The sequence below is a fragment of the Nonomuraea sp. GTA35 genome (assembly GCF_041950525.1).
Lineage (GTDB): Bacteria > Actinomycetota > Actinomycetes > Streptosporangiales > Streptosporangiaceae > Nonomuraea.
In genome coordinates, this window is sequence record NZ_JBGNUV010000004.1 from 820768 (window position 1) to 843116 (window position 22349).

19 protein-coding genes are annotated in these 22349 nt (G+C 72.1%); 10 read left to right on the top strand and 9 right to left on the bottom strand.

Annotation, left to right across the window (positions count from 1 at the left end; all coding sequences use genetic code 11):
- Positions 1 to 40: 40 nt before the first annotated feature.
- A complete protein-coding gene (locus tag ACBJ32_RS22245) occupies positions 41 to 862 on the bottom strand; it encodes a biotin--[acetyl-CoA-carboxylase] ligase (RefSeq protein ID WP_375128313.1) in 822 nt (273 codons plus the stop codon).
- 55 nt (positions 863 to 917) lie between these two features.
- Here ACBJ32_RS22245 and fdhD point away from each other — a divergent pair, with 55 nt between their 5' ends.
- On the top strand, positions 918 to 1757 hold the full coding sequence (fdhD, locus tag ACBJ32_RS22250) for a formate dehydrogenase accessory sulfurtransferase FdhD (RefSeq protein ID WP_375128314.1): 840 nt from the start codon (positions 918 to 920) through the stop codon (positions 1755 to 1757).
- Positions 1758 to 1830: 73 nt separating this feature from the next.
- Complete coding sequence (locus ACBJ32_RS22255) at positions 1831 to 2913, top strand: epoxide hydrolase family protein (protein ID WP_375128315.1); 1083 nt, start codon at positions 1831 to 1833, stop codon at positions 2911 to 2913.
- Positions 2914 to 2952: 39 nt separating this feature from the next.
- Here ACBJ32_RS22255 and ACBJ32_RS22260 read toward each other — a convergent pair whose 3' ends face one another.
- The 3 genes from ACBJ32_RS22260 to ACBJ32_RS22270 form a co-directional block, all read right to left on the bottom strand.
- Complete coding sequence (locus tag ACBJ32_RS22260) at positions 2953 to 5574, bottom strand: phosphoenolpyruvate carboxylase (RefSeq protein WP_375128316.1); 2622 nt, start codon at positions 5572 to 5574, stop codon at positions 2953 to 2955.
- A gap of 68 nt (positions 5575 to 5642) precedes the next feature.
- Positions 5643 to 7202, bottom strand: a complete 1560-nt coding sequence (locus ACBJ32_RS22265) for a hypothetical protein (protein WP_375128317.1) — start codon at positions 7200 to 7202, stop codon at positions 5643 to 5645.
- Positions 7199 to 7984, bottom strand: a complete 786-nt coding sequence (locus tag ACBJ32_RS22270) for an ABC transporter ATP-binding protein (protein ID WP_375128318.1) — start codon at positions 7982 to 7984, stop codon at positions 7199 to 7201. The genes ACBJ32_RS22265 and ACBJ32_RS22270 overlap by 4 nt, the downstream gene beginning before the upstream one ends.
- Before the next feature lie 36 nt (positions 7985 to 8020).
- Here ACBJ32_RS22270 and ACBJ32_RS22275 point away from each other — a divergent pair, with 36 nt between their 5' ends.
- The 3 genes from ACBJ32_RS22275 (at position 8021) to ACBJ32_RS22285 (ending at position 10853) form a co-directional block, all read left to right on the top strand.
- Positions 8021 to 9607 (top strand): acyl-CoA carboxylase subunit beta, encoded by a 1587-nt coding sequence (locus ACBJ32_RS22275; RefSeq protein WP_357886492.1) that lies wholly within the window; start codon positions 8021 to 8023, stop codon positions 9605 to 9607.
- Positions 9604 to 9804, top strand: coding sequence for an acyl-CoA carboxylase subunit epsilon (locus ACBJ32_RS22280; protein WP_375128319.1), 201 nt, complete (start codon positions 9604 to 9606; stop codon positions 9802 to 9804). The genes ACBJ32_RS22275 and ACBJ32_RS22280 overlap by 4 nt, the downstream gene beginning before the upstream one ends.
- Before the next feature lie 107 nt (positions 9805 to 9911).
- Entirely contained in the window at positions 9912 to 10853 is a 942-nt protein-coding gene (locus ACBJ32_RS22285; protein WP_125632505.1) for an NYN domain-containing protein, read from the top strand.
- Here ACBJ32_RS22285 and ACBJ32_RS22290 read toward each other — a convergent pair.
- Entirely contained in the window at positions 10811 to 11827 is a 1017-nt protein-coding gene (locus ACBJ32_RS22290) for a DUF5937 family protein (protein ID WP_375128320.1), read from the bottom strand. The two genes, ACBJ32_RS22285 and ACBJ32_RS22290, sit on opposite strands and share 43 nt — an antisense overlap.
- A 60-nt stretch (positions 11828 to 11887) precedes the next feature.
- On the opposite strand from ACBJ32_RS22290, the gene ACBJ32_RS22295 reads away from it, so the two are divergent.
- From ACBJ32_RS22295 to ACBJ32_RS22310, 4 genes are read left to right on the top strand one after another with little or no spacing between them, the layout of a single operon-like run.
- Positions 11888 to 13111, top strand: coding sequence for an MFS transporter (locus ACBJ32_RS22295; protein WP_375128321.1), 1224 nt, complete (start codon positions 11888 to 11890; stop codon positions 13109 to 13111).
- A 58-nt stretch (positions 13112 to 13169) separates the two neighbouring features.
- Complete coding sequence (locus ACBJ32_RS22300; protein ID WP_375128322.1) at positions 13170 to 14579, top strand: AlkA N-terminal domain-containing protein; 1410 nt, start codon at positions 13170 to 13172, stop codon at positions 14577 to 14579.
- Entirely contained in the window at positions 14576 to 15088 is a 513-nt protein-coding gene (locus ACBJ32_RS22305) for a methylated-DNA--[protein]-cysteine S-methyltransferase (RefSeq protein WP_375128323.1), read from the top strand. Before ACBJ32_RS22300 ends, ACBJ32_RS22305 begins: the two co-directional genes overlap by 4 nt.
- Before the next feature lie 31 nt (positions 15089 to 15119).
- Positions 15120 to 15989 carry a hypothetical protein gene (locus ACBJ32_RS22310; protein WP_375128324.1) on the top strand — a complete coding sequence of 290 codons (870 nt, stop codon included), beginning with the start codon at positions 15120 to 15122 and terminating at the stop codon, positions 15987 to 15989.
- Positions 15990 to 16039: 50 nt separating this feature from the next.
- On the opposite strand, the gene ACBJ32_RS22315 is transcribed toward ACBJ32_RS22310, so the two are convergent.
- Positions 16040 to 17194: an MFS transporter gene (locus tag ACBJ32_RS22315; RefSeq protein ID WP_375128325.1), complete on the bottom strand. Its 1155-nt coding sequence runs from the start codon at positions 17192 to 17194 to the stop codon at positions 16040 to 16042.
- A 91-nt stretch (positions 17195 to 17285) separates the two neighbouring features.
- Here ACBJ32_RS22315 and ACBJ32_RS22320 point away from each other — a divergent pair, with 91 nt between their 5' ends.
- Positions 17286 to 17717, top strand: a complete 432-nt coding sequence (locus ACBJ32_RS22320) for a MarR family winged helix-turn-helix transcriptional regulator (RefSeq protein WP_375128326.1) — start codon at positions 17286 to 17288, stop codon at positions 17715 to 17717.
- Here ACBJ32_RS22320 and ACBJ32_RS22325 read toward each other — a convergent pair.
- The 3 genes from ACBJ32_RS22325 to ACBJ32_RS22335 are packed head-to-tail and all read right to left on the bottom strand — an operon-like array spanning position 17697 to position 22272.
- Positions 17697 to 18647 carry a hypothetical protein gene (locus ACBJ32_RS22325; protein WP_375128327.1) on the bottom strand — a complete coding sequence of 317 codons (951 nt, stop codon included), beginning with the start codon at positions 18645 to 18647 and terminating at the stop codon, positions 17697 to 17699. The genes ACBJ32_RS22320 and ACBJ32_RS22325 overlap by 21 nt on opposite strands.
- Positions 18644 to 19243 (bottom strand): hypothetical protein, encoded by a 600-nt coding sequence (locus ACBJ32_RS22330; protein ID WP_375128328.1) that lies wholly within the window; start codon positions 19241 to 19243, stop codon positions 18644 to 18646. The genes ACBJ32_RS22325 and ACBJ32_RS22330 overlap by 4 nt, the downstream gene beginning before the upstream one ends.
- Positions 19240 to 22272 carry a BTAD domain-containing putative transcriptional regulator gene (locus tag ACBJ32_RS22335; protein WP_375128329.1) on the bottom strand — a complete coding sequence of 1011 codons (3033 nt, stop codon included), beginning with the start codon at positions 22270 to 22272 and terminating at the stop codon, positions 19240 to 19242. The genes ACBJ32_RS22330 and ACBJ32_RS22335 overlap by 4 nt, the downstream gene beginning before the upstream one ends.
- Positions 22273 to 22349: the final 77 nt, after the last annotated feature.

Below are 22349 nucleotides of genomic sequence, written 5' to 3' on the forward strand. Positions count from 1 at the left end.
TCGAGGGGCCGGGGGCCATGCCCATGACGCAACGGGCAGCTCAGCCCGCGGCCCGCACGTGCACCACGTCGCCCGCGCTCAGCGTGTACCGCTCGCCGCCGGACTCCAGTTGCAGGTGGCCGGAGCCGTCCACGCCGGTCGCGAGCCCGGTCAGCGTCCGCCCGCCCGGCAGCTCCACCCTGACCTGGCGGCCGACCGTGGCGCTGATGGCGAGGTAGGCCGCCCGCAGCCCCGACGCGTCGGCGTCGCCCCCGGCCTCCGTCCACTCGCGGTAGTGGGTCTCGACCTCCCTGAGCACGGCGCGCAGCAGCGGGTCGCGGTCGAGGCAGGCCCCCTCCGCGATGCTCAGCGAGGTGGCCGTCTCGGTGGGCAGCTCGTCGGGCCGGAGCGTCACGTTCAGGCCCATGCCGATGACGACCGCGTCGTCCACCCGCTCGGCCAGCACCCCGGCCAGCTTGCGCTCGCCGATCAGCAGGTCGTTGGGCCACTTGAGGCCCACCTCGACCTCCGCCAGGCGGCGTACGGCGGAGGCGGCGGCCACGCCGTACAGGAGGGACAGCCAGCCCTGCGCGAGCGGCGGCACGCCGGGCCTGAGCAGGACCGAGAACGTCAGCCCCGAGCGGGGCGGCGCCGACCAGGTGCGGCCCAGCCGCCCGCGGCCGGCCTGCTGCGCCTCCGCGACCAGCACCGTGCCCTCGGGCGCGCCGTCCCTGGCGGCCTGGGCCAGGTCGGCGTTGGTGGAGCCGGTGCTGTCGACGACGGTGACGCCGGTCCACAACGAGCCAGGACGGACCAGGGCCCGGTTGAGCGACGCCTCGGACAGCGGCGGGCGGTCGAGGTCGGAGTAACGTGAGTCGGCCATCCCCCCATCTTCGCTGATGACGGGCGTGTGAAGGTGGAGTGGGCAAGATGGTGGGGTGAGCGAGCGCGCCGGGCCGACCACCCGGATCAGGATCACGGAGCTGTCCGGCCCGGCCGCCCGGGAGCGGCGCGACGACCTGGCCACGGAGGAGCCGCTGGAGCTCCGCGTCACCGCGCCCGACGGCACGCGCAGGACGGTGGCGATCACCATGCGCACGCCGGGGCACGACTTCGAGCTGGCCGCAGGCTTCCTGCACGGCGAGGGCCTGGTGCGCCACGGCGACATCGCCTCGATCGCGTACTGCACCGACGAGGACCTGCCGCCCGAGGCCCGCTACAACACGGTCACGGTGCGCCTGCGCGGCCCGGTGCCCGACCTGCCCGCGCTCGACCGCCACTTCCTCACCTCCAGCGCCTGCGGCGTGTGCGGCTCGGCGAGCCTCGACGCGCTGCGCGGCCGGTGCGCGGCGGTCCCTCGCGGGTCGCTCAAGCTCGCCCCCGAGGTGCTGTACGGGCTGCCGGACGCGTTGCGCGCGGCGCAGGGCGGGTTCGGCAAGACGGGCGGGCTGCACGCCGCCGGGCTGTTCTCCGGCGACGGCGCCCTGGCGGCGGCGCGCGAGGACGTGGGCCGCCACAACGCGGTGGACAAGCTGGTCGGCTGGGCGTCCATGGCCGGGCGGCTGCCGCTGGCCGAGCACCTGCTCGTGGTGAGCGGGCGGGCCAGCTACGAGATCATGCAGAAGGCGCTGGCGGCGGGCGTCCCGGCGGTGTGCGCGGTGTCGGCGCCGTCGTCGCTGGCGGTGGAGCTGGCCAGGGAGTTCGGGCTGACGCTGGTGGGGTTCCTGCGCGGGGAGCGCTGCAACGTGTACGCGGGGGCGGAAAGAATCAGCACCTAACAGTGGAATGAAGCATTCCGTTCTGCTATTCTGGAACAGAACGAAACATTCCGTTCCTTCTGGAGGTCAGAACATGAGCACCATCACCCCCTTCCGCGTCGAGATCCCCCAGTCCGACCTCGACGACCTCCAGGCCCGCCTCGCCCTGACCCGCTTCGCCGACGAGATCCCCGGCGCCGAGCAGGGCGTCAGCGTCGAGCGGGTCAAGCGCCTGGTCGCTCACTGGCGCGACGGCTTCGACTGGCGGGCGGTGGAGGCCCGGCTCAACGCCTACCCGCAGTTCACCACCGAGATCGACGGGCAGGACATCCACTTCCTGCACGTCCGCTCCGACAACCCCGACGCGCTCGCCCTGATCGTCACCCACGGCTGGCCCGGCTCCATCGCCGAGTACCTGCGCGCCATCGAGCCCCTGTCGCGCCACTTCCACCTGGTCATCCCGTCGCTGCCCGGCTACGGCTTCTCGGGCCCGACCCGCGAGCTGGGCTGGAACAACCAGCGTATCGCCAGGGCCTGGGCCGAGCTGATGGCGCGGCTCGGCTACGAGCGCTACGGCGCGGTCGGCAACGACGGCGGCTCGATGATCTCCCCCGAGGTCGGCAGGATCGACCCGGAGCACGTGGTGGGCGTGCACGTCACGCAGATCTTCTCGTTCCCGTCGGGCGACCCGGCCGAGTTCGCCGGGCTGAGCGAGGAGGAGCAGGCGGGGCTGGCGGTGCTCGACTGGTTCTGGAAGGAGAAGGGCGCGTTCAACGTCCTGCAGTCGCAGCAGCCGCAGACGCTCGCGCACGCCATCGTCGACTCGCCCGCCGGCCTCGTCGGCTGGCTGGCCCAGCTCTTCGACGAGGACCTGGACGACGAGTTCGTGGTGACCAACGCGGCCATCCACTGGCTCACCGGCACGGCCGGCTCGGCGCTGCGCCTCTACTGGGAGAACGCCCGCGCCGAGCAGCCCAAGGAGCCGACGACCGTGCCGACGGCGCTGGCCATGGGCGAGGGCGACTTCAAGTCCATCCGCCGCTTCGCCGACCGCGACCACGCCAACATCGTCTCCTGGAAGACCCTCCCGGCCCCGGCCCACGGCCACTACACGGCGCACACCGCCACGGAGGCGCTCACCTCGGACGTCATCGCCTTCTTCCGCAGCGTCGGCTAGGCACGAGAAGGCGCCCCCTCGGGGGCGCCTTCCGAGGCGTCAGCCGGTGTTCTGCAGGCCCGCCGCCACGCCGTTCACTGACAGCAGCAGCAGCGTGGAGAGCCGGTCGCGCTCCTGGTCCGACGGGTTCTCCGTGCGCAGCGCGCGCAGCGCCCTGAGCTGGAGGTGCGACAGGGCGTCCACGTACGGGTCGCGGAGCTGGACGGCGCGCGAGAGCACCTTGCGGTTCTCCAGCAGCCGCGTGTGCCCCGTGACCCGCAGCACCAGCTCCCGGGTCCGGTCGTACTCCTCCAGCACCCGCTGGGCGAAGTCCTCCCTGCCGCCCAGCGCCAGGTAACGCTTGGCGATGGAGCGGTCGGTCTTGGCCAGCGACATCTCCGCGTTGTCGAGCATGACGTTGAACAGCGGCCACTCCGCGTACGCCGCCCGCAGCTCGTCGAGGGAGTCGACGGCGGCCAGGCCGGTGCCGAGGCCGTACCAGCCGGGGAGGTTGACGCGGGTCTGGGCCCAGGCGAAGACCCAGGGGATGGCCCGCAGGTCGTCGAGTGAGCGGGGGGCGCCCAGGCCGCGGCGGGCCGGGCGGGAGCCGAGGCGCAGGGTGCCGATCTCCTCCAGCGGGCTGACCAGGCCGAACCACTCGGGGAAGCCGGGGGCCTCCGTGAGCGCCCGGTAGGCCTGCTCCGAGGCCGTCGCCACCTGCTCCGCCAGGCCGCGGAAACGTTCGGCGGCGGTGGCGGTGCGGGCGCCGACCGTGGGCGAGGAGGCCAGCAGGACGGCGTTGGCCACCTGCTCCAGGTGGCGGCGGGCGATCGCGATGTGGCCGTAGCGGGCGAAGATGACCTCGCCCTGCTCGGTGACCTTGAACCGGCCCGCGACCGAGCCGGGCGCCTGGGCCAGCACCGCGCGGTTGGCCGGGCCACCGCCACGGCCCAGCGCGCCACCGCGGCCGTGGAACATGCGCAACTGCACGTCGTGCTCGGCGGCCCAGGCCGTCAGCTCCTCCTGCGCCTCGTAGAGGCGGAGCGTGGCGGCGGCGGGGCCGAGCTCCTTGGCCGAGTCGGAGTAGCCGAGCATGATCTCCATGCGCCGCCCGGTGTCGGCCAGCCGCCGCTGCACCTCGGGGATGTCGAGCATGCCGGTCAGCACCCGGGGCGAGTTGGCCAGGTCCTGGCCCGACTCGAACAGCGGCACCACGTCGAGCACCGGCGCCCGGTCGCCGAGCGCGTGCCTGGCCAGCTCGTACACCGCCGCGACGTCCTCGGCGGAGCGGGTGAAGGAGACGACGTAGCGGGAGCAGGCGGTGACGCCGAAGCGCTCCTGGATCCAGCCGATCACCCGGATCGTGGCCAGGACCTCCTCGGTGCGCTCCGACAGCTCGCCGCCGGCCCGCAGCTCCTCCAGGGCCGTCGCGTGCACCTGGGAGTGCTGGCGCACCTCCAGCTCGGCCAGGTGGAAGCCGAACGTCTCCACCTGCCACATGAGGTGCTGCAGCTCCCCGTACGCCTGCCGCGGCGCCGAGGCGGCCAGCGACTCCTGGGCCAGCCGGAGGTCGGCCAGCAGCTCGGCGGGCGAGCGGTAGGCCAGGTCGAGGTCGCGGCGGCGGGTGGCGGCGATGCGCGCGGCCACGAACAGCAGCCACTGGCGGTGCGGCTCCCGCGGCGAGCGGGTGGCCAGCTCGGACACCACGTCGGGATGGCCGTCCACGGCCGCCGCCAGCGCCGTCCGCAGCTCGGGTGAGCAGGGCGCGAACTGGGCGGAGGCGGTCAGCGTGCGGGCGATGCGCGTGCAGGCGGTCTCCAGCGCCGTCAGCACGTGCTCGGACTGGATCTGGATGGTCTCGCGGGTGACCTTGGAGGTCACGTTGGGGTTGCCGTCGCGGTCGCCGCCGATCCAGCTCCCGTACCGGATGAACGGCCTGGCCAGCGGCGGGCGGGTGCCGGTGCGCTCGTCGAGCGCGGCGTCGAGGGAGCGGTAGACCTGCGGCACCATGCGGAACAGCGTCTCGTCGAAGGCGGCCATGGCCGTGCGCACCTCGTCGAGCGGGTCCAGCTTGGTGGAGCGGAGCTGGGCCGTACGCCACAGCAGGTCGATCTCCTCCAGCATGCGGCGCTTGCTCTCGGCGCGCTCGGAGGCGCCGCGTCCCGGCGCGTTGTACTCGGTGAGCTGGCCGCTGATGCGCTGGATCGCGGTGACGACGGCGCGCCTGCGCGCCTCCGTCGGGTGCGCGGTGAGCACCGGATGCAGCTCCAGGCCCTCCAGCAGCTCGGTGACGCGCTCGTGCCCGAGCTCGTGCACGGCCTGTGCCAGCGACTCGCGCTGCACCCTGCCCTCGGCGTCCCGCTCCCGCAGCGTGCGGATGCGGTAATGCTCCTCGGCCAGGTTGGCGAGGTGGAAGTAGCAGGTGAACGCGCGGGCCACGGCCACGGCCCGCTCGATCTCCCATCCGGCGACCATTTCGGTGATCACGTCGGCCGAGATCTCACCCTTGCGCGCCGCGATGACGGCCTTGCGCAACCGTTCGACATCGGCCAGCAGGTCCTCGCCACCCTGTTCGGCGAGCACCTGGCCGAGCAGTTTGCCCAGCAGACGCACATCGTGGCGTAGCTCGTCCGGCATCTCGGTTACGGCGGCACTGCGACGCTCGAGCCCCTGGTCAATCATGTTTCGAAGGGTATCGAGTCGGTTCCGGCCGACGTAGACCGGTCTCAGTTATTGGACTAGACCACTGCTCAGGTGGGCTTCGAGACGGCCGCGAGCAGCTCCGGCGTACGCGCGAAGCCGATCCTGGCGGCCAGCCGCCGGCCGAGCGCCTCGGCCAGCAGGCCGTAGAACGGCGCCAGGACGGAGACCCAAAAGAGCCCGAACACGAGCGGCACCACGATCGGCAGCGCGAGCAGCCCGATCCCCACCGTGGCCCCCATCGCGGAGGCGAACGCCAGCCCGCCCTGGCCGGGGGCGGCCCCGGTGAAGGCGTTCATCCGCTCGGGCGCGGTGTACGGCAGCACCACGCTGGTCACGGAGCCGACGCCGAGCCCGATCCCGAGCGCGCCCCAGCCGGTCAGCATGCCGGGCAGGATCGCGCCCGGCCGGCCGGCGAGCAGGCCGGTCGCGACGGCGATGGCGGCGATCACCGGCACGGCGATCAGCGCGTTGGCCAGGTGCCGGCCGGCCAGGTCGGTGGCCAGGCCGCGCTCGGAGCCGAAGGCGACGGCGTTCATCCAGAGCGAGCGGCCGTCGATGCCGAACGCGTTGATCGACTGCAACGCGATCATCAGCGCGCCCGCGCCGGACAGGGTGATCGGCATGCCGGCGCCGGCCTCGGCCGTCCTGGTCAGGGAGAACGACAGCACGACCGTCACCAGGACGGCGCTGAACCAGCCCACGCGGTAGCGGGGGTCGCGCCTGATGTACTTCAGCTCCTTGGTCACCACCGCCGCCAGCGGCCCGTCAGGCAGGAAGCGGTCGACGAGGCCGCTCTCCCTGCGTACGGAGGCGGCCTGGGTGGAGACGTCGGGCGTGACCAGGGCGCGGGCGAGCGCCTTGATCCACAGCCAGGCCAGCGCCACGGTGAGCAGCGCCACGAGGACCACCTCGGCCAGCCCGACCAGGCCGCCGTCGGCGATGGCGTGGGCCAGCATGCCGGACGGCGTCCACCGCAGCACGGCCGCCATCGCGTGCAGCATGGCCGCCGGGTCGCCGAAGCCGCCGTTCATCAGCAGGTTGGGCAGTTGCGCGAGCAGCACGACGAGCAGCGCGGCCACGGCCAGCACGTCACGCCCGCGCCGGGTGCGCAGCGCGCTGGACAGCGCCGTGGTGATCAGCCGGGACGCCACCACGCACAGCGCGAACTGCACCAGCACGGCCGGCACCCCGAGCAGCCAGCCGCCCGCGCCCGAGGCCAGCCCGACCAGGGCGCCGAACGTCACGATCAGCATCGCCGCAGGCCAGACGCCGGTCACCGACGCGGTGAAGAGGCCGACCGCCAGCCGCCGCGTCCGCAGCGGGAACAGCGACAGCTTGGCCGGGTCGAGCGTGTCGTCCAGGCCGAACGCCATCAGCGGCACGACCATCCAGCCGAACAGGAAGAAGGCGAACGCCACGATCACGAGCGAGGAGGAGATGTCCGGGGGCGCCAGCCGCAGCAGGCTCATCAGGAAGAAGCCGAGCACGGCCAGCCCGGCGGCCGCGACGAGGGTGAAGACGAAGCCGAGCTTGCGCTGGAGGTCGCCGCGCAGGTTGCCGGCCAGCAGCCGCAGCTTGAGCCGCGCGAAGAGCGCGACGGTGGTCACGAGCCGGCCTCGGGCGGCCTGGCGCCGAGCCAGGTCAGGCCCGACTCGCCGCCGCCCTGCGAGGAACGGCCGACGAGCTCCAGGAAGGCCTGGTTGAGCGTGGGACGGTCGCCGCGTACGTCCGCTAACGTGCCCTGCGCCACGATGTGCCCCGCGCTCATCACCGACACCCAGTCGCACAGCCGCTCGACCAGGTCCATCACGTGACTGGAGAAGATGACGGTGGAGCCGGAGGCGGTGAAGCGGCGCAGCACCTCGGTCAGCGTGTTGGCGCTGACCGGGTCGACGCCTTCGAACGGCTCGTCGAGGAAGAGCACCGACGGGTTGTGCAGCAGCGCCGCGGCCAGGCCGATCTTCTTGCGCATGCCGGTGGAGTAGTCGACGACGAGCTTGTCGGCGGCCTCGACCAGGTCCATGACGGCCAGCAGCTCGCCCGCGCGCTGCTCGACCTCGGCCTTGGGGATGCCGCGCAGCCTGCCGTTGTAGAGGAGCAGCTCGCGCCCCGACAGCCGCTCGAACAGCCGCAGCCCCTCGGGCAGCACCCCGATGCGCGCCTTCACCTCGACGGGGTCGCGCCAGACGTGGAACCCGTCCACCTCGGCGGAGCCGCCGTCGGGACGGAGCAGCCCGGTGATCATGCTGAGGGTGGTCGTCTTGCCCGCCCCGTTGGGCCCGACCAGACCCGCGAAGCTCCCGGCGGGGACCACGAGGTCCACCCCCGCGACGGCGATCTGCTGCCCGAATCGCTTGAACAGGGCGTGCGTGCGAACCGCGTCCGACATGGCTCCACTCTAGGAGGAGAGGCTAGCCTTGCGCGCATGAGCACTGCGGAGGAGATGCCGGGGCAACCGGATATTCACACCACCGCTGGGAAGATCGCCGACCTGGAGCGGCGACTCGACGAGGCCGTGCACGCGGGCTCGTCGGCGGCGGTCGACAAGCAGCACGCCAAGGGCAAGATGACGGCCAGGGAGCGGGTGCTGGCGCTGCTGGACGAGGGCTCGTTCGTGGAGTTCGACGAGTTCGCCAGGCACCGGTCCACGATGTTCGGGATGGACGAGCGCAGGCCGTACGGCGACGGCGTCATCACCGGGCACGGCACGATCGACGGCCGGCAGGTGTGCGTGTTCTCCCAGGACGTGACGGTGTTCGGCGGCTCGCTCGGCGAGGTGTACGGCGAGAAGATCGTCAAGGTGCTGGACCTGGCGGTCAAGACCGGGTGCCCGATCATCGGCATCAACGAGGGCGGCGGCGCGCGCATCCAGGAGGGTGTGGTCGCGCTCGGCCTGTACGCCGAGATCTTCAAGCGCAACGTGCACGCCTCCGGCGTGATCCCGCAGATCTCGCTCATCATGGGCGCCGCGGCCGGCGGCCACGTCTACTCCCCCGCGCTGACCGACTTCGTGGTGATGGTGGACCAGACGTCGCAGATGTTCATCACCGGGCCCGACGTGATCAAGACGGTGACCGGTGAGGAGGTCACGTTCGAGGAGCTGGGCGGGGCCCGCACGCACAACACCAGGTCGGGGGTGGCCCACTACCAGGCCGCCGACGAGCAGGACGCCCTCGAGTACGTCAAGGCGCTGCTGTCGTACCTGCCGTCGAACAACCTGGACGAGGCCCCGGCGTACGAGCCGGCGACGGATCTCGATCCCGACCCGGAGCTGGACGAGGTGATCCCCGACTCGCCGAACCAGCCGTACGACATGCACCAGGTGATCGAGCACGTGCTGGACGACGGGGAGTTCCTGGAGGTCCACGCGCTGTTCGCGCCGAACGTGGTGGTCGGGTACGGCAGGCTCGACGGCCAGCCGGTGGGCGTGGTGGCCAACCAGCCCATGCATTTCGCTGGATGTCTGGATATCAACGCATCCGAGAAGGCTGCCAGATTTATTCGAACATGTGATGCCTTCAATATTCCAATCCTGACTTTTGTTGATGTACCGGGTTTCCTTCCCGGCACCGATCAGGAATGGAACGGAATCATCCGCCGCGGCGCCAAGCTCCTGTACGCCTACGCCGAGGCCACCGTGCCGCTGATCACGGTCATCACCCGGAAGGCGTACGGCGGCGCGTACGACGTCATGGGCTCCAAGCACCTGGGCGCGGACGTGAACCTGGCCTGGCCCACCGCGCAGATCGCGGTCATGGGCGCGCAGGGCGCGGTCAACATCCTCCACCGGAGGAGGCTGGCGAGCGCCGCCGACCCCGAGGCCGAGCGGGCGGCTCTGGTCACCGAGTACGAGGACACGTTGGCCAACCCGTACATCGCGGCCGAGCGCGGCTACGTGGACGCGGTGATCCGGCCGTCCGAAACCCGCCCCCAGGCCATCCGGGCGCTGCGCGCCCTGCGGAACAAGCGGATGACGCTGCCCCCCAAGAAGCATGGGAACATTCCGCTATGACGCCGCACCTGCGCATTGTCCGAGGGGACGCCACGCCGGAGGAGATCGCGGCGCTCGCGGCCGTCCTGGCGTCCCGCCGCGCCGAACCGGAGACGAGCCGCACATCGGGAAGACAAACATGGCGAAACCCGGCTAGAGCCATGCGTAAGCCTGTCGCCCCAGGGAAGTCGGCATGGCGGATGAGCGCACTACCCTAGATAGATCCTGAGAATCGGGTGTCAAGTTCCCCGGGAGTTGGGACTATCTAGAGAAAGTAGGCGTATATAGTCGGCCGATCAACTAACACCGCGGCCTGGAGGACGACATGGCCATCCCAGACCTCATGCCGCATCCTGTGGCAGCCAAGTACGCCGTCCTAGTGGATGTCGGTTATCTGTACGCTGCGGCAGGTGAAGTGCTGCTCGGCGCGAAGGAGCGCAAGGAATATCGGGTGGCCGCCGATGAGCTCATCCAGAGTCTACAGAAACATGCAGAGGAACGCATTTCGGGCGAACTTCTGCGGATCTATTGGTATGACGCAGCCCGTGATCGCGTGCCTACCGTCGACCAGCGTGTCATCGCTCAGCTTCCGTGGGTCAAGGTGCGGCTCGGCAACCTGAACGCCCGCGGCCAGCAGAAGGGTGTGGACGCGCAGATCCGGAGCGATCTGGAGGCACTGGCCAGGCATCATGCGGTCACTGACACGATCCTGCTGGCGGGCGATGAGGACATGGTCCCGGCGGTGGAGGCCGCGCAGGCCTACGGCGTGCGCATCCACCTGTGGGGCGTCGAGCCGCCTTACGGCACCAACCAGGCCGAACGCCTGGTGTGGGAGTCCGACACCGTCGAAGTGATCAGCGCCGATTTCCTAAGACCGTTTTTCAGCCGTGCTCCTCAGCCCGTTCCTGTCACTCCACCCGCCGCCGCTCCCTCGCCCGCTCAGGTCTTCGCCGGGCGCGCCCCCGTCAAACCGCACGCGAAACCCGGCCAGGTCGCCAAGCTGGGGCCGAGCAGGCCGCGCGTGGAGGACGTGGGCGAGCACGTCGCCCAGAAGTGGATACTCACCCGCGGGCGTGACAACATCCGCGACCTGCTCCCCGGGCCCATCCTGCCCACCGTGATCGACACCGAGCTGCTGATCGAGGCGGAGAAGGAGCTCGGGCACTCGCTGCGGCCCTACCCGGAGGCGCGGGTGTGGCTGCGTGACGGGTTCTGGGCGCGGGTCTACCGGGAGTTCGACCTGGGGGTGGGCGTCTCGTCGAAGTAGTCGCGGGGCCCGGGGTCCAGGAGGGCCTCGGCTATCGCCGTGCGAGCGTACAGGACGTATCGCCCCGTACGGTGTGCCGTGCACAGGCCGGCCCTGCGCAGCGCGGTGAGGTGCTGGTTCGCGCCCGGCTCCGACAGCCCGGCGCGCCGGGCCAGCTCGCGGGTGGAGGCCGGCTGGTCGAGCTCGGCCAGCAGCCGCGCGCGGGTCCTGCCCAGCACGGCGGCCAGCGCCTGCGGCGGCTCCACCTCGCGGCGCTCCCAGAGCGTCGCCACGCCGCGCGGCGCGTACCGCACGGTCGGCTGGTACGGCGGCACCGTCACCGAGAACACCTTCGGCCAGACGAACACGCTCGGCACCAGGAGCAGCCCGAGGCCGCGCAGCGGGCGCTCACCGGAGACGTGGCGGTGCCGGATGCTCAGCGTCCCGTCGTGCCAGGTGACGGCCTCGTCCAGGTCGGCCAGCATGCGCCGCGCGCCGCCCTCGGCCAGCAGCCTGGCCCGGTACAGGATCTCGCCCTCCAGCAGGGCCCTGATCCGCGGCCAGTACGGGGCCAGCGCGGCCCGCCAGTAGTCCGTGACCTCGGTGGCCAGGCGTTCCAGCCCCTTCTCCGGGTCGTCGAAGAGCGCCTGCACCCGTTTCGTCCGTGGACCGGGCACCTCGTCCAGATCCGGGCGCACGCGGGCGGCCGCGCCGCGCATGGTGGCCAGTTCTAGCTCCAGGTCCGGCACGGACGTGGACGGCGGGGTGCAGGTGAAGCCCGCGATCGTGATCGTCGGCACCGGAACGAGGTCGGACAGCAGCCGCCACTCCACGTCCGCCAGGCGGAGGCGCACCTGCTCGGCCCAGGGGCGCAGGAGCGGGTGCGCGGACGGGTCCTTCAGCACGCGCACGCTGGCCACGACCTCGCCGAGCGGGGAGATCGCGAAGCGGAGGTTCGCGAGGTCGTGGGCGGTGAAGACGAGGTCGAGGGTCATTGGATTCGCCGCTCACTTAATCGATGGCACCATTGCCGACATTTCACCATCGTGGCGGGCATGTCAACGACAGTGACGCAGGAGCCGCTGCTCCGGCTCCGCGGCTTTCGCAACCTCTTCCTGGCCGGCGCGGTCAGCCAGCTCGGATCCCAGATCAGCTACGTCGCCCTGCCCCTGCTCGCCGTGACCGCCCTCGGCGCGGGCGCGGGCGAGGTCGGGCTCCTCGCCGCGCTCGGGACGCTCACCGTGCTGCTGCTCGGGCTGCCCGCCGGAGCCTGGGTGGACCGGGTCAGGCGCCGTCCCGTGATGATCGCCACCGACCTGCTGCGGGCCGGGGCGCTGCTGTCGGTGCCGGTGGCGTGGTGGGGCGGGTGGTTGTCGATGGGGCACCTGTACCTGGTCGCGGTGCTCGTCGGGGCCGGGACGCTGCTGTTCGACGTGGCCTCGTACAGCATCGTGCCGGCGCTGGTGGGACGGGACCGGCTGACGGCGGCGAACACGCTGCTGGTGGGGACCGGGGCCGGGATGGACGTGGCGGGGCGCAGCACCGCCGGGGTGCTCGTGCAGGTGGCGGGGGCGCCGGTGGCGATCCTGCTGGACGCGCTGAGCTACCTGTGGTCGGCGGCCTGGCTGCGAGCCGTCCCCGAACCCCGGACGGCGGCGCGGGAGTCCGACCCGATGGGAAGGCAGATCGCCGAAGGCGTCCGGTTCCTGTTCGGCAACCCGATCCTCGTCACGGCCCTGCTCCAGGGAACCATGGTCAACCTGGCGTTCCCGCTCTGCTCCGTCCTGCTCCCGGTCGTCCTCGTGCAGCAGCTCGGCCATCCCGAGTGGGTGCTCGGGGCGTACCTGGCCGCGGGCGGGCTCGGCGTGCTGGCGGGATCGTCGTCGGCGCACGCCATCGGCCGCCGGCTCGGCACCGGGCGCGCCGCGTGGCTCGCGAGCCTCGTCACCACGCCCGCCGCGTTCGTCGTGCCGCTCCTGAGCATGGGCGGGCCGTGGGTGTGGGCGAGCGCGGTGGCGTGGCTCGTGCTGACGTTCCGTACCGGGCTCAACAACGTGCTGCTCATCAGCCTGCGGCAGCGGGTCACGCCCGACGCCATGCTGGGCAGGATGACGGCGACGATGCGCCTGCTCCTGACGGGCGCGCTCGGGGCGGGCGGGCTGCTCGCCGCCGCCGTCGGCGAGCTGTGGGGCACCGGCCCCGCGCTGGCGCTGGGCGCGGCCGTCATGGCACTGAGCTGGCTGCCCTACGTACGCTCGCCGCTGCGCCACCAGCCATGAACGTTGGTGTCTGATTTCCGCCAGTCAGTCCCCTTGGGGAGCGCATACTGTCGGAGACATGTCACCACTCGAGCTCGACTTCGACTCCTGTTACCGGGCCGTCTCCGCCAGGGACGCCCGGTTCGACGGGCGTTTCTACACGGCGGTGACGACGACGCGCATCTACTGCCGCCCGATCTGCCCGGCCCGTACGCCCTCGGCCCGCAACGTGCGCTTCTACCGGCACGCGGCGTCGGCGGAGGCCGCCGGGTTCCGCCCCTGCAAGCGCTGCCGGCCCGAGCTGTCGCCCGGCGACCCCGGCTGGGACGTGCGCGGCGACCTCGTCGGGCGGGCACTGCGGCTGATCGACGACGGGGCGGCCGACGAGCAGGGCGTCGCCGGGCTCGCCCAGCGGCTGCACATCACCGAGCGGCACCTGCACCGGCTGTTCGTGACCGAGCTGGGGGTCGGGCCGCTGGCGGTGGCGCGGACGAAGCGGCTGCTGCTGGCCAAGCAGCTCCTGACCGAGACGGGGCTGCCGGTGACGGAGGTGGCGTTCGCGGCGGGGTTCGGGAGCGTGCGGCAGTTCAACGCGACGATGCGGGAGACGTACGGGTTCACGCCCAGCGAGCTGCGCGCCACGGCCGGGCCCCGGACGGTCCAGGCCAACGGGGTGGCGACCGGGGCGGCGACGCTGCGGCTCCGGCTGCACCGGCGGGAGCCGTACGACGTGGAGGGGGTCTTCGCCTTCCTCGCCTCCCGGGCGATTCCCGGGCTGGAGGTGGCGGACCGCACCTCGTACGCCAGAGCCGTACCGGGCGGGACGATCACGCTCACCCCGCAGCGCGGCCACATCGCGCTGGACGTGGCCGTGGACGACACCCGCCAGCTCGCCCGCGTCGTGGCCCGCTGCCGCCGACTCCTCGACCTGGACGCCGACCCCGAGGCCATCTCGGAGATGCTCGGCCGGACCTCGCTCGGCCCGCTCGTCGCGGCGCGGCCGGGGTTGCGGGTGCCGGGGGCGTTCGACGGGTTCGAGCTGGCCGTGCGCGCGGTCGTGGGCCAGCAGATCTCGGTGGCCGGCGCCCGTACGCTGCTCGGCCGCATCGTCGCCAGGGCCGCCGCCCCTGACGGCCTCTTCCCCACCCCCGTCCAGCTCCTGGACACCGACCTGACCGGCCTCGGCCTGACCAACCGCCGGATCGACACGCTCAAGGACCTCGCCGCCCGCCTGGCGGCGGGTCACCTCGACCTGGACGGCGGGCAGGACCCGGCGGAGGCGGTGGCCGAACTGCTGGCGGTCCGCGGCATCGGCCCGTGGACGGCCAGCTACATCGCACTGCGCGCGCTGCGCGACCCGGACGCGTGGCCCGCGGGCGACCTCGTCCTGAACAAGCGCATGGCCGCCCTGGGCATCCCCCAGGACCACATCGAGCGGTGGCGCCCGTGGCGGGCGTACGCCGCCCTGCACCTCTGGAGCTCTTCATGATCGCTGCCCAGCTCGTGCCGACGCCGGTGGGCCCGCTGGCCCTGCTCGCCCGGGAGGGAGTGCTGGTCGCGGCCGGCTTCACCGCCGACCCGACGCAGATGTTCGTCCGGCTCACGCCCGCGCTGCAGGCCGAAGGGCTGGAGGTCGTGGACGACCTCGGCCTGGCGTCCGAGGCGACCCGCGCCTACTTCGACGGCGACCTGCACGCGCTGGACGCCGTCCCGGTCTCGCAGCCCGGGTCGCCCACACGCAAGCGGCTGCATGCGGCGTTGCGGGAGGTGAAGGCGGGGACGACCGTTTCGTACGCGGAGCTCGCGGAGCGGGCGGGGATGCCGAAGACGGCGGCGCGGGCGGCGGGGTCCGCGTGTGCGCAGAACCTGATCGCGCCGTTCGTGCCTTGCCATCGGGTGTTGCCCAGCTCTGGGGGATATGGCGGGTATTACTACGGCGTACCGGTGAAAGAGTGGCTGATTGCCCACGAAAATGGAGGTATTGTTAACGCTTTGTAATCGGCCGACAGCTTTCGGTAATGTGTTCGCCATGTCGCCGACATTAGAACATGAGTACCTAATCGAGCTCGTCCGCAACCGCCCGACCCTGGTCACTTCCCTACTGGCGGAGATGGGCGTCGCCGTGCCGACCTTCGATGAGCTGTCGCTGGGCAACACCGACTTCACCGACTGCAGACCTACGGAGTATCGCGCCGACTCGGTGGTCCTCATGACCCAGGGCGGGACGCCGGTACACGCCGTGGTCCTGGAGATCCAGCGAGCACCCGACAAGCGCAAACAATGGTCCTGGCCGGTCTATCTGAGCACACTCCGGGCACGTACGAAGTGTCCGGTGGTGCTCCTGGTCTTCTGCCAGGACGCCGCGACAGCCAAGGCATGCGCCGAAGCGATCGACATGGGACATCCGGGATGGGTACTCGTACCCATCGTCGCGAGCTCGAAGGACGTGCCCGAGATCATCGACACCACGCAAGCCTCCGCCAACGCCGAACTCGCCACCCTCTCGGTGATCGCCCACGGCAACGACGCGTCCGAGCGACTGCACAAAATCCTGCACGCATACATCCAGGCCATAGTCCAAGGCCCGAAGGACCGGCCGAGCTATATTGAGCTTGTACTCAGCTCGGTGCCCCGGTCCATCGGCAAGATCATCTACAAGGAACTCGAGATGAGCGTAAACATCGAAGACCTCATGGACTACCCCTTCGTCCGCGAATGGGTCGAACAGGGCGAGGCCAAGGGCGAGGCCAAGGCCGTCCTCATCATCCTCGAGAACCGGGGCGTTCCCCTTCCGCACGAAGCACAGGAACGCATCCTGGCCTGCACCGACCAGGCAACGCTGAGGACATGGATCGGCCGAGCCGTTACAGCCACCAGCGTCGACGAGCTGTTCGACTGATCGAGCCCGCAGGGCCGGCACGGCACCCTCCACACCGGCCCTGATCGCGATCAGGCAGGCACCAGCCGCCGGGCCTGCATCCCCGCGACCCCGGCCACGCCGAGCCCCACCAACCCCAGCAGGGCGGCCGTCCAGGCCGGGGCCGTGTAGCCGAGGCCGGCGTCGATGGTCAGGCCCGCCGCGAAGGAGCCGATGGCGTTGCCCAGGTTGAAGGCGCCGATGTTGGCGGCCGAGGCCAGCGTGGGGGCGCCCGCGGCGGTGTCCAGGACGCGGGTCTGGAGGGGCGGGACGGTGGCGAAGGCGGCCACGCCGAAGAGCGTGATCGCGACGATGAAGGCGATCTGGCTGGACGAGACGAGCGCCACCACCACGGCCAGCAGCGTGAGCAGGCCCACCGAGCCGTAGATGGACGGCATGACCGCCCGGTCGGCGAGCTTGCCGCCGATCAGGTTGCCGGCCACGAGGCCGACGCCGAACAGGGCCATCACCACCGGCACCGCCCCCGGCGAGAAGCCGCCGACGCCGGTCATGATCGGCGCGATGAACGTGATGACGGCGAAGACGGGCGCGAACCCGAAGACGGTCATGGCGAGCGCGAGCCAGACGCCGGCCTTGCGGAAGGTCGCCAGCTCGCGCAGGAGGCCGCCGCCCGAGGGCCGGGGCTGGCGCGGCACCAGGGCCATGACACCGGCGAGGCCGGCCACGCCGATGGCGACCACGACCCAGAACGTGGCCCGCCAGCCGAACGCCTGCCCGATCCACGTCCCCAGCGGCACGCCGAGCACGTTGGCCAGCGTCAGGCCGGTGAACATCAGGGCGATGGCGCTGGCCCGCTTCTGCGGCGCCACCAGGTCCGCGGCCACGACCGAGCCGACCCCGAAGTAGGCGCCGTGCGCGAAGGCCGCCAGGAATCGGCCGGCCATGAGCACGCCGTACGAGGGGGCCAGCGCCGACAGCAGGTTGCCCGCGATGAACAGCACCATCAGGGCCAGCAGCATGGTCTTGCGCGACAACCGCCCGCCGAGCATGGTCAGCGGCGGCCCGCCGACGGCCACGCCGAGGGCGTACCCGGAGACGAGCAGGCCCGCGGCCGGGATCGTCACGCCGAAGTCCGCGGCCAGTTCGGGCAGCAGCCCGTTGATGATGAACTCCGTGGTTCCGATGCCGAAGGCGCTGATCGCGAGGGCGAACAGGGCTAGAGGCATAGAATTCTCCTCAGACGACGTTAGTAAGCGTAGACATTATTTGCACACGCCGACTAACTGACCATACAACCATGCCGGAGGAGGCTGTCACATGCCCATAGCCGATGACGCCGTCGAGGCGCGTGCGCAGGGCTGGCGCACCCTCGCGGCGCTGCACGCCAAGATCGAGGACCGGCTGGAGAAGTGCCTGCAGAAGGAGCACGAGCTGAGCGTGAGCGAGTACACCGTGCTCGACGTGCTGGCCAGGCAGGACGGCTGGCACATGCGCATGCAGCAGCTCGCCGGGGCCGTGGTGCTCAGCCAGAGCGCGACCACGCGGCTGGTGACCCGGCTGGAGAACCGCGGGCTGCTGCACCGCTACCTGTGCGCGGACGACCGCCGGGGGATCTACTCCGAGGTCACGCCCGCCGGGCGCGAGCTGCTGGAGCGGGCGCAGCCGACGCACGACGCCGTGCTGAAGGAGGTGCTGGCCGAGGCCGCGCAGGAGCCGGAGCTGGCCCCGCTAGCCGCCGTTCTGTCCTGACGGCGGCGTGACGTTGCTCTGGATCTCGCCGACCGGCACGTCGCGCGTGGTCTCCAGCTCCACGGGGTCGAACTGGAACGGCACCACGCCGCCCTGGGCCTGGATGTCCACCAGCCACACGGTGGTCACGGTGAGCGTGTACTTCTCGCGCGGCTGGTCGATCGACGAGCGCAGGTAACGCACGCCGCAGGAGAACTCCCCGCCCTTCGTGTACGGCCTGCCGGCCGCCCCGCAGCCGCTCTCCGTCACCTCCGCCCGCTCGCCCGTCGTCCCCGGATCGATCTCGATGTTCTCGAGCGTCGCGACCAGCGTCACGCTCATGACGCCCGGCAGCTCGGCCGTGACGGTGCGGCGTGGCTCGCCCACGCCTTCGAGCCAGACCCAGGTGGGCAGGTTGACGTAGCTCTTGGCGTCGGGGTTCAGCTTGACGGCGGGCTCCGGCACGGTCAGCGCGGCACGGGCGATCTGGGCGAGCTGCTCGATCGTCAGGCCGGCGGGCGGCGTGGTCCCGGTGGGCACGAAGATGAACTGCTCCAGGCCGGTCCAGCAGGCCACGCCGTTGGGGTCGGCCTCGTTCAGCGCGGGCAGCCACCAGCGCCCGTCCTGCCCGAGCCTGTCCTTGAACTGCTGGATGAAGGCCTGGTGGCTCTCCTCGTCGATGCGCGCCCTGTTGGCCGCGTCGCGGCCCTCGCCGCGCTGGCGGAGCATCTCTTCGGGGGTGGGCCCGGGCTCGTACCAGCACGGTTGCGGGATGCGGTAGCCGTCGCCGCTGCCGCCGACGTCGCCGCTGACCCTGATGCTGGTGTGTTTCCCCCTCCATCCCACGGTGTTGCCGGTCTGCTCCTTCTCCTGGGTGGTGTTCTCGCCGGGGCCCGGGATGGGGTCGAGGAGCAGCGGGGCCACGAGCAGGGCCGCTAGCCAGGCTTTCATCGGGTGCATCTCTCTCTGGAGGGAACGTAGGTCCTGATGCGCCACACCCCGTCGTCACCGCGGCGGGCGGCCACGCTCTGGCCGTAGGGGGTGCGCAACCACTCGGGCTGGGGGCTGACGGCTCTCCCGGTACGGGTGGAGACCATCCGGACCCCCGATTCGTCCACACAGGCATTGATCTGGGCGCCCTTGCCCACCCGCGCGCTGACCCGCAGGTTGTAGAGCCGCCCGACCCCGCGCATCGACCACCCCTCGGTGGCGAACGACTCCACCCACTCGCTGGCCTGCACCGCGGCGTCGAGTTCGAGGCCGTCCTTGTACGTGCGCCGCCTCTCCGCCACGGCCTTGCGGGTGCCGACGTACTGGTCGACCATCACCTTCAGCAGCGGGTCGGGGTTCGCGGGCCACTCGACGCGGGCCTTCAGTCCGTCGGCGACCTGGATCGTCTCGGGCCCGGAGGACGGCTGCTCCTCGGGCGCGGCCGGGGTGGTGCCCACCGCCGCCGCCGGGGCGCCCTCCTTCGGGCGGTACGGCCGCTCCGGTGCCGCGCAGCCCGCCGCGAGCAGCAGGCACAGCACTATCGCCGCAGGTCTCATGCCGACGACTCCCTCACCACATGAATGCGCCACGTGGGCAGCAGCTCCTCGATCAACGCCTCGGTCTCGGGGGCCATCGCGCCTCCGTACGGGTGCGAGGCGGCCCGGCGGGTCAGGCCCTCGACGACGGCGCGCAGGCGGACGGCGTCCTCCGTGGCGTGCGTGGCCCGCAGCAGGTCGCGCCAGAGGCTCTCGTCGTCGGGCGCCAGCAGCAGCGCGGCGCGCACGGCGGCCACCGCGGCGTCCGGCTGGCCGTGCGCCAGCCGCAGCTCGCAGAGCTGGTGCGCGGCGTCGGCCACGGCCGCGGTCACGTCGTACTCCAGGTCGTCATCCGTCAGCCAGGCGTACCGGCCGGGGCCGCGCGCGGCCAGGAGCGGGCCTCTGACCAGGCCGAGCGCCTTCTCCAGCAGGACGGCCCTGGCCGTGGGGTCGTTGTGCGAGCGGCGGACGAGCTCGCGGAACAGCGCCCAGTCCGTACGCACGTCGGGCCCCAGCCGCAGCCGGCCCGCCTCGTCGGTGAGCAGGTGCTCGGGCCCCAGCCACTCGGCGACCCTGGCGATCGTGGCGTCCCTGACCATGTCCTGCACGCCGCGCGGCCACAACACGCCGCCGAGCACCACGGGATGCACGCCGCCCACGTGCGTGGCCAGGTACACCAGCAGCTCCGTGGCCAGCGCCATCCGGCCCTCCTCCAGCGGAGGCAGCCCGGCGATCTCGACGGGGCCGAGGATCCTGATCTCGACGGCGGGCGGGTGCAGCCCGGCCAGCGGCTCGGCCTCGGGGATCGCCTCGCCCTCCAGGCGGCCGGCGGTGCGGAACAGGTCGATCAGCGCCTGGTAGTGGCGGCGCGGCAGGAGCTGGGCGTCCACCTCGAAGCCCAGCTCGGCGATCCTGGCCTTGCCGTCGTCGCCGATCTCCAGGGTCCAGGTGGCGTGCGGGACCTCACCCGCCACCACGTACCCGGCGGTGTCCCTGCGGGCCAGCAGCGCCAGGCGGCGGGCCTCCTCGTGCGTGGGCGCCACCGCGGACAGCAGGTAGTGGGCGCTGCGCGGGCTGCCGGTGATGCGGCCGGTCAGCACCTCCCTGCGCGGGGCGGCGCCGGCCTCCAGCTCGGGCAGCACCTCGGCCAGGCTGCCGACCGCCCTGACGCGGCCCGGCGCGATGGCGGTCAGCTCGCCGCCGAAGCCGACGAGCGTGATGCGCATGCGGTCGGACCACAGGTTGGTGGCCAGCTCGACCGCCAGGGCGGCCAGCGCGGCGGTGGTCTGCGTGCCGCGCACGTTGATCAGGCCCTGCGCGGCCTCCAGGTCGATCAGGACCCGCCCGGCGGCGTCCGTCCCGATGGAGACCAGCCCGGGGTACGGCGCCCCGCCCGGCCGCACGCCGGTGCCGGCCTGAGGCGTCCCGCCCCGCTGCGCGCCGGCGTCGGCCTGGGGCGCCCCGCCCGGCCGCGCGTCGGCACCGGTCCGGGACGCCCCGGCCCGCTGCGCCCGGCTGTCGGGATACGGCGCCCTGCCTGCCTGCGCCCGGCCTTCGGGGTACGGCGTCCCCCCGTGCCGGGGCCCGGGGTCCGCGTACGGCTGGGTCCTGGGGTCCGCGTACGGCTGGGTCCTGGGGTCCGCGTACGGCTGGGTCCTGGGGTCCGGCAGGAGGCGGCCCTCGTGGGCCGGGAGGCGCCAGATCTGGCCGCCGTCCGCCGCCGTCCACGGGGCGGGCGGGTCGTCGTCCGCCGGGTGGATCCACAGGTCGAGCGAGCGGGCCGACAGGTGCGCCCCGTACACGACGGGCGGGGTGCGGCGCTGGGCGGCCAGCTCGGCGCCGAGCATCCGCAGCCCGACGTCCAGGACGCGGGCGCCCGGCGCGTCGCTCCCGAGCCGCAGCGCGAGCTCGGCCTGGGCGGCGTCGTCGCGCGGCCGGACGATCCTGCGGCCGAACAGGCGCCTCCAGAGCTGCTCCCTGCGCCGCCTGGCCAGCACGAGCAGCAGCCCGGCGGCGGCCAGCGACGCGGCGGCGAGGTACTGCGTCAGTTCGCCGCCCTGGGGCTGGGTGATGACGGCGGGCTGCCGGTCCGTCGGCGTCTCGTCCTCCAGCTCAGCTCGCTTGCCCTCCTGCCGCTCGGCGTGCTTGCCCTCCTGCTGGTCCGTGCGCTTGCGCTCCTGCTGGTCCGTGCGCCTGGGCTCCTGCTGCTCGGGCTGGCGGTGCTTGGCCTCGCCCCGCTCGCGGGGCTCCGGCCGGTCCACGTGCGCCCTGCCGGGGTGCTCGCGCAGCGTCTGCTCGCGGGGCTGGCCGGCGGGCACGATGTGCACGTTCCTGGCGTCGTCCGGCATGTCGAGCACCCAGCCGGGCCTGATCAGGTCGGCCATCCGCAGGCGGGTGCCGTCCGGCTGCTCCTTCGCCTGGTTGAGCCGGTAGATCTCGGGGTAGCGGCGGCCGTCTCCCAGGCACTTCTCCGCGATCTCCCACAGGCTCTCGTGGTGCCGACCGTGCGGCGGCTGCACCACGTACACCTTCTTCGTCTTGGGCGTCTCCAGCGTCTGCTCGACGATCGGCGCCGAGTACGCGACCGCCGTCACCGGCGGGGCGGCGGGCGTGGGCGCCGTCCTCACCAGCGGCACCACCATCGCCCCGGCCGTGAACAGCAGCAACACCGCCGACACGAGCTTGTTCGCGAGGAACTGCATCCCGCCGGAGAGCGGCACGCGGGCGGGCATGCCGACCCGGCGGACCCCGGCGTACACCTCGACCAGCACGCACACGAAGAGCTGGAGCCAGGCGCCCCACACCATCAGCACCAGCACGGCCATGATCGTGGTGTGGCCGACCTTGCCGGTCCACACGCCGGGGTCGAGCAGCTCGGGCCTGATCGGCGGGCCGGCGTACGTGAGCAGCGCGTACGGCACGCCGCCCACCAGCGCCACCAGCACGATCAGCGCCCCGATCCCGGCGAGCACGTCGCCGAAGCTGCGCCTGGCCGGCACGCGTACGGGAACGTGACGTCCGGGTGGACGCGCGGGCTCTCGCGTCGGCATCGCCTCTCCTTTCCCCGGTCCAGCGTCGTGCCTCTGGTGTCCCGCATCCATCGAGTGGCGGGATTCGGTCTGGCTCG